The organism is Desulfobacterales bacterium (genome assembly GCA_034520365.1).
In the GTDB taxonomy this organism is placed as follows: Bacteria; Desulfobacterota; Desulfobacteria; order Desulfobacterales; family Desulfosalsimonadaceae; genus M55B175.
Genome location: JAXHNP010000005.1, coordinates 18,359 through 33,549 on the forward strand (window position 1 = coordinate 18,359; position 15,191 = coordinate 33,549).

A 15,191-nucleotide genomic window follows, 5' to 3' on the forward strand; every position below is an offset into this window, starting at 1 on the left:
CGATTTTTTTTTGCCTTTCGCGATTTTTAGTTCAAATTCAGCTCCACCCGGGATGCTTTGAATTTCTCAACCCTGGGCGGCGTAAGGCTTTCTGCCTCCCGTGTGAACAGACGCTTGCCCGCAATCCGGTCGTCATTCAGGAGATAACCCTTTACCGCCTGCACCCGATTCTCTGCCAGAAGCCGGAGCCTGGCATCCTCTATTTCAATCCGCTGCCGGATCTCTGCCGCCATCTCTTCGGCTGTCAATGGTTCATCATCCAGCGGCTTGGCGTCTTCCGGGGCGTCCGAGGCATCAAGCACCTCAGCCTTATAAACCCGTCGGAGATATTTAACGTGTTCTTCCGCTGTCAACTCAATCTCTTCAAACGGAATGGTTTCGGTCTCGGTCTTCTTGGTGGTTTTGGCCCATTTGGCGGCCCGGATTTTGCGCTCAAGCGCCGCCGCCTTAAGCGCCGCCCGGTCATCTTCCGGCGCCACATAGCCGGTCAGCTCCAGATTAAGGGCCGGCCGCTCATAGAGCAGCTTGATAATAGCATCCAGCTTGTCTTTGGATGCCCCGTCCAGATCCGTACTCCCGGCCTCAAACTCAATGTATCTGAGTTCCTCGCCGCCGGACACAATCGAGCTTACCAGGGCAAACGGCGAGGTGGCCGCCTTGGTGAACAGACTTCTCAACGACTGAATGATCACGCCGGTTAAACTGAACTGCGGGTCATCCAGCCGGCCGGATACCGGCAGATCCAGCTCGATTCGGCCCTTTCTGTCTTTTAAAAGGGCGATCGCCAGGCCTATCGGCAGATTCACGGCCGTGTCGCTTTCAACCCGGTGCCCCAGGTTGAACTGATCGAGCAGCACGTGGTTTTCAGCTTCCAGTTTTTTATTCTCAATCAAGTATTTCAGATCCAGGTTGAGCTTTCCCTTTTCAATGGCCTTTCCGATATATTTTCCCGAATAGGCGGAAACCGGGCTTAACTCCAAATTTTGCAGCTTAAAGGTAATATCTAAGAGCAGATCCGCCAGGAGCGGATTGATCCGGCCGGAAATATCGATCGGCGCGCGTTCATTAACCGCGCCCTTGAGCGAGACCTTCGCCCCTTCAAACGCCTCGGTGGAAAGCCCCGTAATGCTGCCTTCATCAAATGTCACCCGGGCGGAATAATTGGGCTCAATACTGTAATCCGCAAAGGAGACGCCGATATCCCGGAGTTTGATTTCCCCGATGGAGACCGGAAACGGCGCAGATGGGGCCTCGGTTTGCTCTGGTTCCGATTTTTTCGCCCCCGCCTTTTTATCTTCTGCTGCGGATTTTTCCGGCGCCTCGGATTCGGCCGCCTCTGCGGTATAGATCTGGTTCACGTTCAGCCGGCCGTTTTCCTGCACAATAAGGTTCTGCTTTAAGCCGTTAATCTCCAGCGTTTTCAACCGAATGCGGGTGGGATTCCAGGACACGTCGATTCCGTTTAAATCAAGCGCCTGGCATTTGAGAAACTTCTCCTCGGCTTGACTTTCCAGAAGCGTCAGCTCCTTCATCCCGGCATCGCCATTAAAGTGCGCACTCAATCCGGCCTCCGGATCCGAGTTCATCCGGGCATTGCCGGAAAGATCAAAGCTTCCGCTGGTGACGGCCAGTTTCAACGGATCGGGGAAATAGGGCTGGGCGAGATTAAGGGGCACGTCCTCAATGTTGACCGTCGTATCCACGGTCAGGGGCGTTATTCCGAATTTGCCGTTAACCGATAACGCGGCATCCGGATCAAGCCCGGCGGACAAATCCACCTGTGCGGTCTGATCCTTCTGTGTGGTAAAGCCGGTAACAGTTAGGTTGAGATCATTTACGGTCATTTGCACCGGCCCGCCGTGCGGCGTGGCGGATGCCCCGGGGGCGGCGAAATCCTGATAATTTAGGGTGCCGGATGAGAGGTTTAATTCGTCCAATTCAAATATAAAGGGGTCCTCTTCAGAGGCCGCTTCCTCGGCTTCCGCTTTCTCTTTGTCCGCCTGAGCCTGCGATTCAGCCTTTGATTCGTCTGCACCCGATTCGCTGCTTGACCTGTTTTCTGACTGCGGCCCGAGCCGGGCAAGATTCAGGCTGCCGTTAAAATCGCGCACCAGGGTCACCACCGGCTCGGTGAGCGAGACCGTGGCCAGGCGAATCTGCTTTTCCAGCGGCCGGGACGGCGCCATTTCCACATGGAGACCCGACAATGCCAGTATTTCATCCGCCGCCGTATCGGTTACCTGAAGATCCGCCAGATCGGCAACTGCGGAAACTTCAAGATTGGTTTTTCCCTCGGAGGCTTTTTTAAAGCGAATTTTGGATTCCAGGTTGAGATGGCCGCCGGTGATGTCCAGGCCTAAGTCAGCCGGGACATAATCAAAATAATACGGCAGATCAACCCCGGCTAAATTGATATCCACAACCGTTTCCAGGGATTCGGCAAACGGTTTGGTGGATACATCCACTTTGAGCTGCGTATTATTTAACTCGCCCGCCAGCACGGGCTGGGAATAGGCGTCGATATGGGCCTCAAAATTGGAAAGCATGGGCACCGTGAAGCTTACCCTGTCAAAGCGGTGGGTTTTATCCATGGGCCGGTCATGGAACTCAAATTCGCCGTTGATGATCTGGATATTGGACAGGCGGAATCGAAACGGCTCAGACGGCGCCTCATCTTCCGGCGCCGGACTCGGTTCTTCTTTATCCGCCGGCATCAGATCGGAAAAATTAAACTCGGTTTCCGAAATCCGGGCCACCCGGACAAACGGCGCCTTCAGGCGAAGCTCCTGGGCTACCAGCCCCAGCTTAAAAAGCGAGGCCCACTGGATATCGGCGAAAAACTCATCAAATGAGACAAAATCCGTATCCCCGGATTTTTCCCCAACTTTTAATCCCTGAACCGCCAGGGTGAGCGTATAGGGGTTTAGCGAAATGTTTTCCACGCTGACCGGCCGGTCCAGCTGCGCCGAGAGTTTGTCCGGCAGAATGGCTTCCGTGACCATGGGGATCACCAGAAAACCGGCAAGGGTGTAGAGTAGAATCAGAATACCCAGAATAATCCCCGTCTTTTTTTTCCAGCCCATCCTTTTCCAGCCCATTTTTCACCTTCTTTTCGAGCGCCGGCATCCGGCGGCAGCTTGCTAAGTTCACTTGACGGCTTCGCAAAAAGTCCAAAAAAATCTCAAATATTTTTTAATATTAACGTGAGTTGAAAAAATTTCAAGCCATACCCGGGGCAGCTTGCTTCTCCTAAGAGACTGCTTATTTATTATAAATGTGGATCAGGCGTAACCAATCGCCGCAAGCAAACCACTAACATAACAGAAAGCGGTTGAATAAGGCCATCCGGGATTACCAGGATGTAGAGGAATAAACCCCGGCCGCCGCGTGAAAACAGGCAGCCAAGGCTGCAACAGCGGGACAGGAAAGAAGGCAAGTAGCAATAAAAAAAGGGCATTTCAAAGCAAAACGCTTTGAAATGCCCTTACAGTTTTTTACTGAATCAAGTTATTCGACGGTAACGTCTACTGCCGCCGGGCCTTTTTGGCCCTGCTCAACAGTAAAGGAAACCCTGTCGCCTTCGTTCAGCGTCTTGAAACCGGATCCGTTGATGCCGGAAAAATGAACAAATACATCAGATCCATCTTCCTGCTCAATGAACCCATAGCCTTTTTTTTCGTTAAACCACTTTACGGTGCCTTTAGCCATAGTGTCGCCCCTCCTTTCTTACAAAATTCTCAAAGTTCCAACCGACCAGGGCTTCACTATCTAACAATAATGCTCCCTTTCGAACGAAACCGGCCCGCAGTCAGCCAAGGCCTTTCTAGATTATCTGGGATTTTAACGGTTATTTTATCAATGTCAAGCATAGATCGATCAAAAATTAGGTGGGGATCAAATTTTTTTCCTGAGGCCCGAACGCCGGAAGCACCTGAATAAAGCTAAAAACATCCCGCAGAGCCGCGGAAAACGCAAAGAAATATGGCTCTTGGCGCACTCAGCGACCGCTGCGAGACAAAAAAAACGGCGCGTGATTGGAGGTAAAAAACAAGGGATCTTTTTTCAAAATCTCCCGGATGGGCCCCGGCCGCTTAAACTCCTTGACCAGAAACCGCCGCACCCGGCTGCGGTCCCAGCCGCGGGGGTGGACAAACTCCCGGTACAGGGACAAATCCCCGGGATAAAAATCCACGGTATCCAGGGCATCCGCCTCCGGGCTGCCCACGGGCAGATTGAAGATGGCCAGGTTTAAAAAATCGATGCAGTCCGCATGGGCCAGTATAAAGGATCGCGTCTGGCAAGCGGCTTCATAATCTTCGGCCGGCGTGCCGAAAAGTAGGTATCCGTAGATTAAAATGCCGGCTTCGCTGACGGTTTTTAACGCCCGGGATACGGTGTCAATGGATATCCCCTTATTCAATGCATCCAACACATGCTGGGCGCCGGACTCGATGCCAAGCTTCAGCATCACACAGCCGGAATCTTTTAAGCCCCTGGCAAACGCCGGGTCGGTAAGATGATCGGTGATCCGGACGAACCCATACCAGGGCGCCCCGGGCGGATCAGCGATCAGGGCTTTTAAGAATGCCGGAGACAGGGCATTGTCCAGAAAATGGATGAGCGAGGGACGGGTTTCTTTTTGCAGCCGATTCAGATCGCTTCGGATGGCGGATCGATCAAAAGCCTGGTACCGGGTGTTTTCAAATTTTTCCGGGCAGAACCGGCATTTCTGCCAGTAGCAGCCGCGGGAGGCGGCATAAGGGAGCACCCGGCCGGGAGAGAGATACAAATTCATCGGGAAATCGGCATAGTCAAACCCGGGCTGAGGCGCGGCCGGGGTCTCTGAAAATCCAGCCATGGAGAAAAGGCGCCCCTCTCCCGGCCCGCAGACCAGCTCATCTATTACTGAAGCAAACGGGTTGTCAAAGCCTTTGACGGCCAACCACGAGGTTACCAGCCCGCCGCCCATAATAATGCGGATATTCGGCCAATGGTTTCTTATAAACCCCGCCATGGCGAATGCGCAGACCGCCTGGCTTATAAAGTTGACCGAAAAACCGACAATCCGGGGATGGCTCTTATCAATCAACTCGGGCAGGCGTTTTTTAAAAAAGGAATAAAAGGGGTTTTCGTGAAACCGGGCCGCCGCGTCCAGCAGATCTTTGCTCTTAACCGGCGAAAATCGGGCGTCCCCATAGTTTGCCAGGGTGATATGGCTGCCCGCGGCTTTTCCCGCCATCTGCAGCACCCGGTTGATATCCATGACCGCCCGCTTGTAACGGTCCAGGCTACGAGAGATTTCCGGTGATCGAAGCGCGGCCAGATTTTCAGTCACACGGGCCACCGCCCGGCGGGTCCAGGTATCCCGGGCAGCAACCGGCCGACCCAGGAGATCCAGCAAACCTTCCAGGTTGGCATCCCAAACCCGGCAGCCAATCCCCCGGGATCTTAACGCAAATGCCAGCCGGGCCGGGCCAGCCGGGGGTTCGCCCGGCTTGGCGACCGGCGGATGGATCAGAAGCATATATTAGAAGCCGGGCGGCGGCACGAATCCGCCGATAATTTCACTGATCAGCCGGGCCACATGAATCGGGGTGCGGTCCTCCAAATACGGCCCGATTACCTGCATGCCAACGGGCAGGCCACCGGACGTTCGACCCACAGGCAAAACCGTTGCCGGGAGCTTGGCTACGCTCGCCAGATTCGACCAGCCCATGATATCCATATACGGCCGGTCATGCCCGTTAACCGGGAGCGTGCGGTCAAAAATATAGCCGTGATCATGGGCAAATGATGGCAGGATCGCCGGCGGGCAGATCAGTACATCATAGGTTTTGAAATAATCCGCCCACTTCTGGCGCAACAGCTCCCGCATGCCGTCCTGTTCGATCCAGCTCCGGTGCCGCTGGGTAGCCCCGCGGATCTGGCTTGCCAGGTAGGAGCGGTCCTCAGGCGAGAGGTTTTCCGCTTTCTCCGCCCATTTCTTAAACATCTTTTCCGGCACGGCAGCGCCCATGACCGCCGCATTCAGAATTAAAAATGCCTCATAGCTGCCGTTAAAATCGACTTCCGGACGCACCTCGGAAACTGCGGCCCCGTTTTGAGTCAATTGATCCACCGCCGCCTGGATCGTATCCCCCACGCCGGAATCCACGGGGCATGCCGGATCATCCAGCCACAGGCCGATTTTATAATCCGCAAGCGTCTGTCTGCGGGGCGGGGGCAGCTTGACGGTCCAGGCTCGCTGATCCGGCGCCTCCGGACCGACGATAATCTCTAAGGCCAGCTCCACATCCTCAATATTCCGGGCCAGCGGCCCGGCCGCCATCATATCGATAGCCAGGCTATACTCGCCGGTAAATATGCCCGGCGGCGGGGGGACATGGCCTTTCTGGGGCACGATCCCGTAGCTCGGCTTATGCCCGTAGAGGCCGCAGAAATGGGCCGGCACCCGGATGGAGCCGCCCAGATCGCTGCCGATCTCAAGGGCGCTGAGCCCGGCCGCCAGGGCGGCCGCCGCCCCGCCGGATGAACCGCCCGGAGTTTTGCGGATATCCCATGGATTGTTGGTCTGGCCGTAAATATCATTGAAACTCTGAAAATCCCCGGCATAAAGCGGCACATTGGTTTTTCCAAACACAATGGCGCCCGCATCGACCAGCGCCTGAACCACCGCCGCGTGTTTTTGCGGCACATGGTCTTTCAAAGGCGGCGCCCCGGCTGTGCACGGCATACCCGCCACCTCCAGTGTGTCCTTAATCGTCATGGGCAGACCATGGAGCAGACCCCATGTTTCATTTCTGGCCAACGCCGCATCCGCAGCCCGGGCCTGCTCCCGGGCCTTTTCAACATCTGTACAGACAATGGCGTTCAAATCCGGATTCCATTTATCAATCCGCTCCAGGTAATGGTCCAACAGCTCGCTTGATGAGATTTTTCCCGACTTGATCGCCCCGACCTGCTCAATTGCCGATTGAAATTCAATTTTACTCATTTGATATTCCCTGATTTTTAAGGTATTGAAAACATGGTTTGATGTGTTTGGTAAAAAAATTTATCAGGTCAAACGTCATTTTCCAGTCCTGAAATTTCATACAAAAGAGGCGTTTGCCAGTGAAAACGGATCTTGAAGCTTTTACCACCTTAATCGTTGGTCTGCTTTAAATTGGTCTGCTTTAAACTTGACAAAAACATAATAATAGGTATCATATATATAGTCTCATCTGCCACGTGTAGAAGGAGCAATCGAAGCCGTCAAAACAATTTGGCGGCTTTAGCCTTTTTTGGCCCTCCAATAATTTTCATATTCCCTCTGCAAACTCGCTTTGCGGTGTGATTTTGTAACATTATACGCGGTTTTTAAAAGATAATAATTCCGCCGTTTAGCCAAAATGACCGCGAATTCATGCGATTCCAGCCATAACACCACATGAGTGTTATTCCGCCTTTTATTCTCCCACCATTTAATTCTATCATCTGTATCAGCCATTCGAATAACCCAGCTAATCCACCGTATTCTTTCGCAACGGCGAAAATCGGGCAGCCTATCTTCTTCAACGGGGCCATCGGAAATCACATGCCAGAAACCATACCCTTTACCGTCGGTGGGTGGCCGATACTGACTTTTCACCGGCAGACCTTTAAAGGTAATTCCGCTATGAACAATCTCATTGAGATAAATTTCATAGAGTTGTTCAATATATGCAGACCAATCGCCGTGAAACGGAAAAAGTTCAGGTAAACCCATTACCACTCCCGCGCAGTCCAGATGAGCAGGTTAAACTTTTCCTCTCTGGGCAAGGTGGTATGGAGCAGACTAAAATTTGTTTTTTGGCGAACTCTTTCAATCAAATTCAACTTAGCCTGATTGGTTTTCAGACCCCGATGCAGATAGCCCAGCATGCCGATCAATAAGTCTGTGAGTTGAAGTATTTCTACTTCATTAGAACGAACATGCTGCACCTTATTGATAATAGATTTGTCAAAATCATAAATATTACTGCCTAAAATATCATGCAGGATTTCCACTTTTTTTTGACTGCGGGTATCCTTGATATCCAGATAGATATTATAGTTGGCTTCGGGGGATAGAATTTGCTTCAATAGGACAAAAAACATTTTATAATACCATGAATCATGATCCTGTTTAAACGCTGCATGGTCCAGTTTACGTTTATCCGGAATCACCACTGCCCGAAAATGCAGATCCGGTTCATCAAAAAAATAATCCACCATAGCCCGATAAAACGAATATTTCGCATTGGATATCTTTGTCCACTTGATTTCAAAACTCCTGGCAAGTCCGTACGCCTCCTTAAGACTTCTAATTTTTTCAGATATTTCCCTGACTCTATCTTTCGGGCACCAGACGGCACCAACGACCATGGCCGGAATTCGATCAGCTTCAAGATGACAGGATTCATCACAATAGATATTATAAGTTATCGCCATTACGAAATTCCCCATTCTCCATGAAACTATAATAGCCGCGATGGTTGAATATGATATGATCCAAAAGGCTTATACCCAGGGTATCGCCGGCCGCTTTGAGCTGGCGGGTCACGGTGATATCCTCGTCGCTGGGCTCAAGGGTGCCGGCCGGATGATTGTGGGCCACGATCACAGCGGCGGCCCGGTCGGTGATGGGATCGGCAAAGACTTCCCGGGGATGAACCTGGGTTTTGTTGACCAGGCCCACGGAGACAGTGCGCACGGCGATCACCTCATGGCCGCCGTTTAATGAAATGCAGAGGAAATGCTCCTGCTTCCGGTCTGCCAGGTGCTGGATCAAAGGAAGCACATCCGGCGGAAACGCCACCTTGAAGCCCTCGGGCTGGATGCGCCGGCGGGCGAATTCCAGGGCGGCGGCGATCAGGCCGGCCTTGGCCGGGCCGATGCCGTCTATGGTGGTCAAATCCTCAACCGATGGCCTGGCATTGGTTTCATCGGTTTTTTTCACCACCTTTTCCGCCAGGGTCATCACATCCTGCCGGGGCGTGCCGCTGCCCAGCAATACAGCCATCAATTCAAGATCAGACAACGCCTGTGCGCCCTTATTCTGCAGCTTCTCCCGCGGCCGGTCCCATTTGGAAAGGGTTTTAATTTTTCCCATCTAACTTTATCCCTATGTTGAAAAGCGATCAGCCCTTATTTTTAAACGCCGGCGGCGGATCTATGGGGTAATGGATGTCTTCATATTTTTCCACCATTTCCGCCAGCCGCATCAATTCATCAGCTTCAGGACTGCCGGCTTCCGAATCCATCAACACTTCGATCCGTGCCAGGGCCGTTTCGTATTCGGCTTCGGTTTCCATTGAATCTTTCAAACTGCCGCCTTTTTACTTGCCCGTCCCTTTTTGGCTTTGGGCTTGCGATTGGGTTTGCTTTCCGCTTCCTGCCGGGCTTTTCCCGCCTTGATGCGCTTTAACAGCTCGGATGCGGGCTCGTCATTCGGGTCCTGGGGCACCAGTTCCCCCCGAAACGCCTTGGCCAGGATGGATTGGGTGAGGTGGTCGATGTGGGTTTTAGCTTTTTGGTAGCGGTGGTCGAGCTGATCGGCGATTTGAAAAAGCTGCCTTGTGCGTTCAGTAATTAACTCCCTTTCTTCTGCTGGCGGGATATTTACGCTTATTGTTCGGATGTTATCCAAATTCAGGCCGGGCTTTCCGGCACCATAGGCATCTTTCAGTAACTTCTGGCGGCCATGCTTGGGGCTTACTATCCATAAATAAAGGTATTCGGACAAACCTGTATCTTTCGGCCGGATCAAAGCAACATGCTGATTAACATAAGCCTCCCCGATATCTGAATCCACAAGCGCTGTCTTTGTAACATTAGCGCCGGTAATTGTGACAAGAATATCTCCCTTTTGGACCTTTGTGCGCTTCCCCTCTATGTGCTCCGGCAATTCAACATGGGCCGCATTTTCAAGATTAAGAGAATCGGCTTTAATGTCCTGTGCACGTATAAAGTATGGACCTTTGTCGGAATAATATTTCGCCCATCCCCTTGATCCACTTGTTACATAGTGGGATAAATCTTTAATCTTGTGCTCTTCCCAATCAACAGGCGCATCAGGACTACCATCCCTATCCTGATTATGTTTTTTGAGGCGCCACTCCCTTGTCAATCCTCCGGAACAAGCCGCGGCAAGCACTGCCATTCGAAATTGTTTGAGAATGCCCGGAATTTTTTCCAGCCGGGCCTGGGCTTGATCGACTTTGGCCAGTAATTTTTCCAGTTTGGCGACGATGCGATCTCTCTCTTTATCAGGTGCAATGACTATTTGCATTGATTTCGCTCGACCTGAAGTAAGATGAACACCTGAGACAGCCTTCTGAATTTCTTTTAAACCCATTTTCGAAGAGAAAAAGAAATACAGCCATTTTGCAAGACTCTCATCTGAGCAGCTGCGAATATTTAATAATTCACCTGTGAAATAAAAATTAGCATACTTTTCAGGCATATTTTTAACTATCGCACACTTTTTACCAATGTTTTCTCCAGAATGTGCTGCCGAAGTAATCAGAATATCGTTTAAGTTTAATCTTCTTAAAGATTTTAATAAATTTGAATCATTAAGCACAAAGCCTTCTTTATTATTATCAAAATCTACTTGACCTTGTTTTATGTCACGAAATTTGATTATCTTATTATTACCCTCTGAAAGGTATTGGCTTTTTTTGGGTGTCTTACCTAAAAAAACCTCGGCCACATCACTGACACTACATTTTTCCCAGTTTATCGGCCAATTCAAGGTTCTACCCCATTATTTTCAGCAAGTTGCAAAATATCCCTTAAATCATCCACCACCGCTTCCAACTCGGTAATCGCCTCGGAGACCAGCACCTCGGGCTCGGGCAGGTCATTGGCATCTTCCAGGGATTCATCCCGGAGCCAGGTGATGTCCAGCTTGTACTCCCGCTCCTTGATTTCGCTGATGTGGAACTTCCGGAACCGGCCCTCCGGGCCGAGGTCGGTTCGGTCGCTTCTGCCGTCCGGGTCGGCACCGAAACATTTTTCAAATTCCGCAAAATGGTCCGGGGTCAGGGGCCGCTCCTTTTTGGTGATCCCGGGCACATTGGACCGGGCATCGAAAATCCAGGTGTTTTCCGTGGGCAGCCCCTTCTGAAAAAAGACCACGTTGGCCTTGACCCCCGGACTGTAGGGGGTGAACGTGCCCCGGGGCAGGCGCAGGATGGTGTGCACGTTGCAGTCCTGCATAAGGATCTCAAACACCTCTCCGGCCTTGCCCTCGAACAGACAGTTGTCCGGCAGAACAATGGCGCACCGGCCGCCGGGCTTTAAGATGTTCATGCAGTGCTGGACAAAATTGAGCTGCTTGTTGCTGGTGGCAATGGTGAAATCATCCCGCTCCGGCACCTGGTTGGCGCCCTTGGTGCCGAAGGGCGGGTTGGTGAGCACGCAGTCGTAACGCTCGCCCCGGTCCGGCTCGTAAATGGTGTCCCCGTAATAGATGGTGGCCTCAATGCCGTGGAGAAACAGGTTCATCAGGGCCAGGCGCCTGGGCCGGGGAACGAATTCCTGGCCGTAATAGGTTTTCTGGCGGATGCGCTGAATCTCGCTGATGGGCAGGGCGGCGCGGGTCCGGTCCATCAACCATTCATAGGCCGCCACCAGAAAACCGCCGGTGCCGCAGGCCGGATCGCAGATAGTGTAAATCTTTTCATTTCGGGGATCCGGCCGGGTCACCCGGACGATGGACTTGATCAGTTCCCGGGGCGTGAAATACTGGCCTGCACCTTTTTTCCCCTCGCTGGCGGAGCGCTCCAAAAGCCCCTCAAACGCCGCTCCTTTGACATCCACATCCATGGCCGACCAGTTCTCCTTGTCGATCATGGTGATGAGCTGCTTTAGGTTCACCGGATTGTTGAACCGGGCCATGGCCTGGGTAAAAATGTCGCCCAGCAGGCCGGGCTGCTCCCGGAGATGGCGCAGGATATCCGCATAATGATCCAGCAGGGCCTGGCCGGATTCCTTTTTCAGGGTTTCCCAGTTGTATGCCTTGGGAATGGCCACGCCCCGTTCATCCGCCATCTTGAGAAACAGCAGGTAGGTGAGCTGCTCGATGTAGTCGCCGTAATCAATGCCGTCATGGCGGAGGGTATGGCAGAAGCCCCACAGCTTGTTAACAATATCAGACATTGGGTATCCTTAGAAAAAGGCAATTGTCGCCGCGTCAGGCGGCCACTTCGTAGTTGAGATCCGCAACCAGGCGCTCCAGGTCCGCCTCAAACAGGGTGCGGGCCCTGCCCAGGCCGCCCTTTCGCTCAAAGATGGGGGCTATATCAAAGTGCTGAAGTTCAATGGCCAGGTTCACAATCATGTGCTCTCGGATCAAATCCAGCCACTGCTGCTGCTCAGCGGTGAAGGTGCGCCCCGCGGTCACCCGGGCCATGGCCCGGTCCACCCTCTCCTCTGCAGTCAGGAGCGGCTGCGTTTCATTGGCGCTGTGCTTGACCATGGAGATGATATCCGCCAGGGCCTTGTTATAGACCAACTGGTGCGCCCGCTGAAGGTCCGTTTCATCAAACCGGTGGCGACGAAGGGTCTTTCGCAGTTCATCCAGGGCATCCGTCCGCCACTGCCGGGGCCGTTCCAAAAGAATGCGGATGGCCTCGACCTGCTCCGGATTTTCTGTCACAAACCGGGCAAAGGCGTCAAGATAGTCTTCGGGTTTTTGATAGGTCCCGCCGGATTGAAACACGGTTTCTGAGGATACGGTATCTTCGGCCTCATAGGCAACCAGAAAGCTCCGCTTGGCCCGGGGATAGTTGACCAAAAGCTCCTGAAAGGTGTTGTTTCGCAGGATCTGCATGGTATCCATGAACGCATCCTGCAGGCGCTTGGGCAGCTCGGAGGCGAACCGGCCCATGTCGCCCTCCGGAATAAAGGCGGCAAACTGTTCCCGGGCCTGACCGCTCATGGTCCGGTCAATGCGGCGGAGCCGCCGGACCAGGACCTTGGTATAATAGGCCCGGTCGACGTTCTGATAGATGTTTTCGATTACCCGGGCGATGGACACCGGCTCTTTTTGCGGCGGTTCGACCCTGAAATCCGTAGTGTTCTGAAAGTACTGAATCAAGGTCCCGTCAAAGCAGTCGAAAATGGCAAATTTTTCCTTATGGATTTCCGGACAGCGCCGTGTGCCGCGGCCCAGCATCTGTACCCAGAGGATGCGGGATTTGACCGGCCGGAGAAACACCAGAAACTCCAGCGGCGGAATATCCACCCCGGTGGTCAGCATATCCACGGTGACCACGATCTTGGGATTCGGCCGGTTGCGGAATTCCCGGATTTTCTGAAGCGGCCGGTCCACGCTGGGGCTCCCGGTGATCTTTTTGACGGATTCATCCCCCAGCCCGAATTCCTCCTTGCAGATCTGCACCAGCTGGTCGCAGTGGGAGGTGTGGGGCAGATCGTTGGCGGCAAAAATCAGGATCTTGGGAAACCGGCCAGTCTCTTCCTGATACTGATACGCATACCTGGCAATCTCACGAATGATTTGCCGGTTGCTTTCCGGTGCGGTGACTTTCTGCTCGATCTCCTGGGTGCCGAATTCCCGCTCATCCTCCAATTCGTCATAGGCTTCATCCCCGGTTTCCGTGTCCACAATGCCTACGGATTCGCCGGGCTTCAGGAAGACCCCGTTCATGCGGATATTAGAGGCGATTTTGACCGCATCATAATCCACCAGGTAGCCATCCTGGATGGCCTGCTCCGTGGTATACCGATAGGCCACCTCCCGGAACAGAGCCAGTGTATGGGCCGCCGGCGTGGCGGTGAGGCCGATCTTGACGGCATCAAAATAGTTCATGGTTTGTCGGCGCACCGCGGTTTCCCGGGCGGTATAGCCCCGGTGGCATTCATCCGCGATGATCACGTCAAACGCATGGATGGGGATATCGAGCTGGCTCGTATCCGCCTCATAATCCGGATCGCTTTCAGACTGGGAAAAGGCATTTTCCCAGCCGAACAGATTGATGGTCATCCGCTGGATGGTGCAGACATACACAAAGGTATGCGCCGCATTGGGCGCGGTGAGATACTCATTGGGAAGCACCCGGCAGTCAAAGGGTTTGTCGTCATCCAAGTCCTCCTTGCGGAACCGCTGGCTGTAAACTTCGTATTCCTTGTTGAATTTGCTGCCCTTGGGAGTGGTAAATGCGGTCAGTTCCCGAACCGCCTGGGCGGCCAGGGCCCGGCGGTCCACCAGAAACAGGATGCGGCGGGCGGCCCTGGCTTCAAGCAGCCGGTAAATCAGGGAAACAATGGTGAAGGTTTTGCCGGTGCCGGTGGCCATGGCCAGGAGCATGGCGCGTTTGCGCTTGGCGATGGCGGTTTCAATGGCTTCGACAGCGTCCAACTGATAGGGACGAAGATTTTTTATGGTTGGGGGATGGTTTTGGAGCGCGTCATACCCGGCAATGATGTCATCATCAAAACATTCCGTGAGGGCCTCGGGGGTATGAAAGGCGCTGATCTGACGGGCGATATTTTTGGGATCACGGACATCCAGAAACCAGATGACCTCGCCGTTGGAAGCATAGAGAAAAGGCACCTTGTACCCGTTCCAGGCGCCGATGTTGTTGAAGACGCCTTTGGCATAACGCTTGGCCTGCTCCAGAACATTCTGGGGGCCGACCTTGACTTTTTTGGCTTCAATGATGCCCAGCAGCCGGCCGTCAACAATAAGGGCGTAATCAGCCGGGCCGTTCGCGGTGGGATATTCTTCCACCGCATGGCGGTCAAGGGTTTCGAGATCCAATTCATCCGTATACTTGATAATCGACCACGGCGGATTGAGCGACTGTAGCCGCTTGTTAATTCGGTCCCGGCGGGTCTGCCATTCCAACTCATCGACCATTGGATGCCCACCTGTTCAGTTTCAAGATAGTCATCAAATTTTATCCAGGTAAAGCCTATCAAAACAAAAAGCTTTATCCCCGCAACCATGATACGGAATTTTCTACTTTGTCAAAAAAACGACCAAATGTAAAGCCTGTTCATTTTTTAACAAGCCGAAATTTTAAGACAAATAAAAATACTTGCAAATTTCGGCGTAAAAACCGAACTTTGTATGAAAATTATCCAGCATTTAAAGAAATCGTTGAATTGATTGCTGAAAAGTTATAGATAATAACATTGGATTTAAAAAATATTTAGGAGAA

Annotated in this window: 11 protein-coding genes; all 11 read right to left on the reverse strand. The window is 52.7% G+C overall.

Going from position 1 to position 15,191, the window contains the following annotated elements:
* Window positions 1–26: 26 nt before the first annotated feature.
* The 11 genes from U5L07_07585 to U5L07_07635 all read right to left on the reverse strand — a co-directional run bounded on the left by U5L07_07585 (window position 27) and on the right by U5L07_07635 (window position 14,887).
* Window positions 27–3,098 carry a DUF748 domain-containing protein gene (locus U5L07_07585; protein MDZ7831598.1) on the reverse strand — a complete coding sequence of 1,024 codons (3,072 nt, stop codon included), beginning with the start codon at window positions 3,096–3,098 and terminating at the stop codon, window positions 27–29.
* A gap of 409 nt (window positions 3,099–3,507) precedes the next feature.
* Window positions 3,508–3,708 carry a cold-shock protein gene (locus U5L07_07590; protein ID MDZ7831599.1) on the reverse strand — a complete coding sequence of 67 codons (201 nt, stop codon included), beginning with the start codon at window positions 3,706–3,708 and terminating at the stop codon, window positions 3,508–3,510.
* A gap of 289 nt (window positions 3,709–3,997) precedes the next feature.
* Window positions 3,998–5,524, reverse strand: coding sequence for a radical SAM protein (locus U5L07_07595; GenBank protein MDZ7831600.1), 1,527 nt, complete (start codon window positions 5,522–5,524; stop codon window positions 3,998–4,000).
* Window positions 5,525–5,527: 3 nt separating this feature from the next.
* Window positions 5,528–6,994: an amidase gene (locus U5L07_07600; protein ID MDZ7831601.1), complete on the reverse strand. Its 1,467-nt coding sequence runs from the start codon at window positions 6,992–6,994 to the stop codon at window positions 5,528–5,530.
* Between the two features lie 279 nt (window positions 6,995–7,273).
* Window positions 7,274–7,747: a hypothetical protein gene (locus U5L07_07605; protein MDZ7831602.1), complete on the reverse strand. Its 474-nt coding sequence runs from the start codon at window positions 7,745–7,747 to the stop codon at window positions 7,274–7,276.
* A complete protein-coding gene (locus tag U5L07_07610) occupies window positions 7,747–8,451 on the reverse strand; it encodes a DUF3800 domain-containing protein (GenBank protein ID MDZ7831603.1) in 705 nt (234 codons plus the stop codon). Before U5L07_07610 ends, U5L07_07605 begins: the two co-directional genes overlap by 1 nt.
* Complete coding sequence (gene radC, locus U5L07_07615) at window positions 8,435–9,112, reverse strand: DNA repair protein RadC (protein MDZ7831604.1); 678 nt, start codon at window positions 9,110–9,112, stop codon at window positions 8,435–8,437. The genes U5L07_07610 and radC overlap by 17 nt, the downstream gene beginning before the upstream one ends.
* Window positions 9,113–9,140: 28 nt before the next feature.
* The gene (locus U5L07_07620; GenBank protein ID MDZ7831605.1) at window positions 9,141–9,326 is read right to left on the reverse strand and encodes a hypothetical protein; all 186 of its coding nucleotides are present in this window, start codon (window positions 9,324–9,326) and stop codon (window positions 9,141–9,143) included.
* On the reverse strand, window positions 9,323–10,756 hold the full coding sequence (locus U5L07_07625) for a restriction endonuclease subunit S (GenBank protein ID MDZ7831606.1): 1,434 nt from the start codon (window positions 10,754–10,756) through the stop codon (window positions 9,323–9,325). Before U5L07_07625 ends, U5L07_07620 begins: the two co-directional genes overlap by 4 nt.
* Complete coding sequence (locus U5L07_07630) at window positions 10,753–12,165, reverse strand: class I SAM-dependent DNA methyltransferase (protein ID MDZ7831607.1); 1,413 nt, start codon at window positions 12,163–12,165, stop codon at window positions 10,753–10,755. Before U5L07_07630 ends, U5L07_07625 begins: the two co-directional genes overlap by 4 nt.
* Window positions 12,166–12,199: 34 nt before the next feature.
* Entirely contained in the window at window positions 12,200–14,887 is a 2,688-nt protein-coding gene (locus U5L07_07635) for a type I restriction-modification enzyme R subunit C-terminal domain-containing protein (protein MDZ7831608.1), read from the reverse strand.
* Between the last annotated feature and the right edge of the window lie 304 nt (window positions 14,888–15,191).

Bases quoted from the DNA above. Each gene is read 5' to 3' on its own strand.
- U5L07_07585 (MDZ7831598.1), bottom strand. From the start codon at position 3,098: ATGGGCTGGAAAAGGATGGGCTGGAAAAAAAAGACGGGGATTATTCTG.
- U5L07_07590 (MDZ7831599.1), bottom strand. From the start codon at position 3,708: ATGGCTAAAGGCACCGTAAAGTGGTTTAACGAAAAAAAAGGCTATGGG.
- U5L07_07595 (MDZ7831600.1), bottom strand. From the start codon at position 5,524: ATGCTTCTGATCCATCCGCCGGTCGCCAAGCCGGGCGAACCCCCGGCT.
- U5L07_07600 (MDZ7831601.1), bottom strand. From the start codon at position 6,994: ATGAGTAAAATTGAATTTCAATCGGCAATTGAGCAGGTCGGGGCGATC.
- U5L07_07605 (MDZ7831602.1), bottom strand. From the start codon at position 7,747: ATGGGTTTACCTGAACTTTTTCCGTTTCACGGCGATTGGTCTGCATAT.
- U5L07_07610 (MDZ7831603.1), bottom strand. From the start codon at position 8,451: ATGGCGATAACTTATAATATCTATTGTGATGAATCCTGTCATCTTGAA.
- radC (MDZ7831604.1), bottom strand. From the start codon at position 9,112: ATGGGAAAAATTAAAACCCTTTCCAAATGGGACCGGCCGCGGGAGAAG.
- U5L07_07630 (MDZ7831607.1), bottom strand. From the start codon at position 12,165: ATGTCTGATATTGTTAACAAGCTGTGGGGCTTCTGCCATACCCTCCGC.
- U5L07_07635 (MDZ7831608.1), bottom strand. From the start codon at position 14,887: ATGGTCGATGAGTTGGAATGGCAGACCCGCCGGGACCGAATTAACAAG.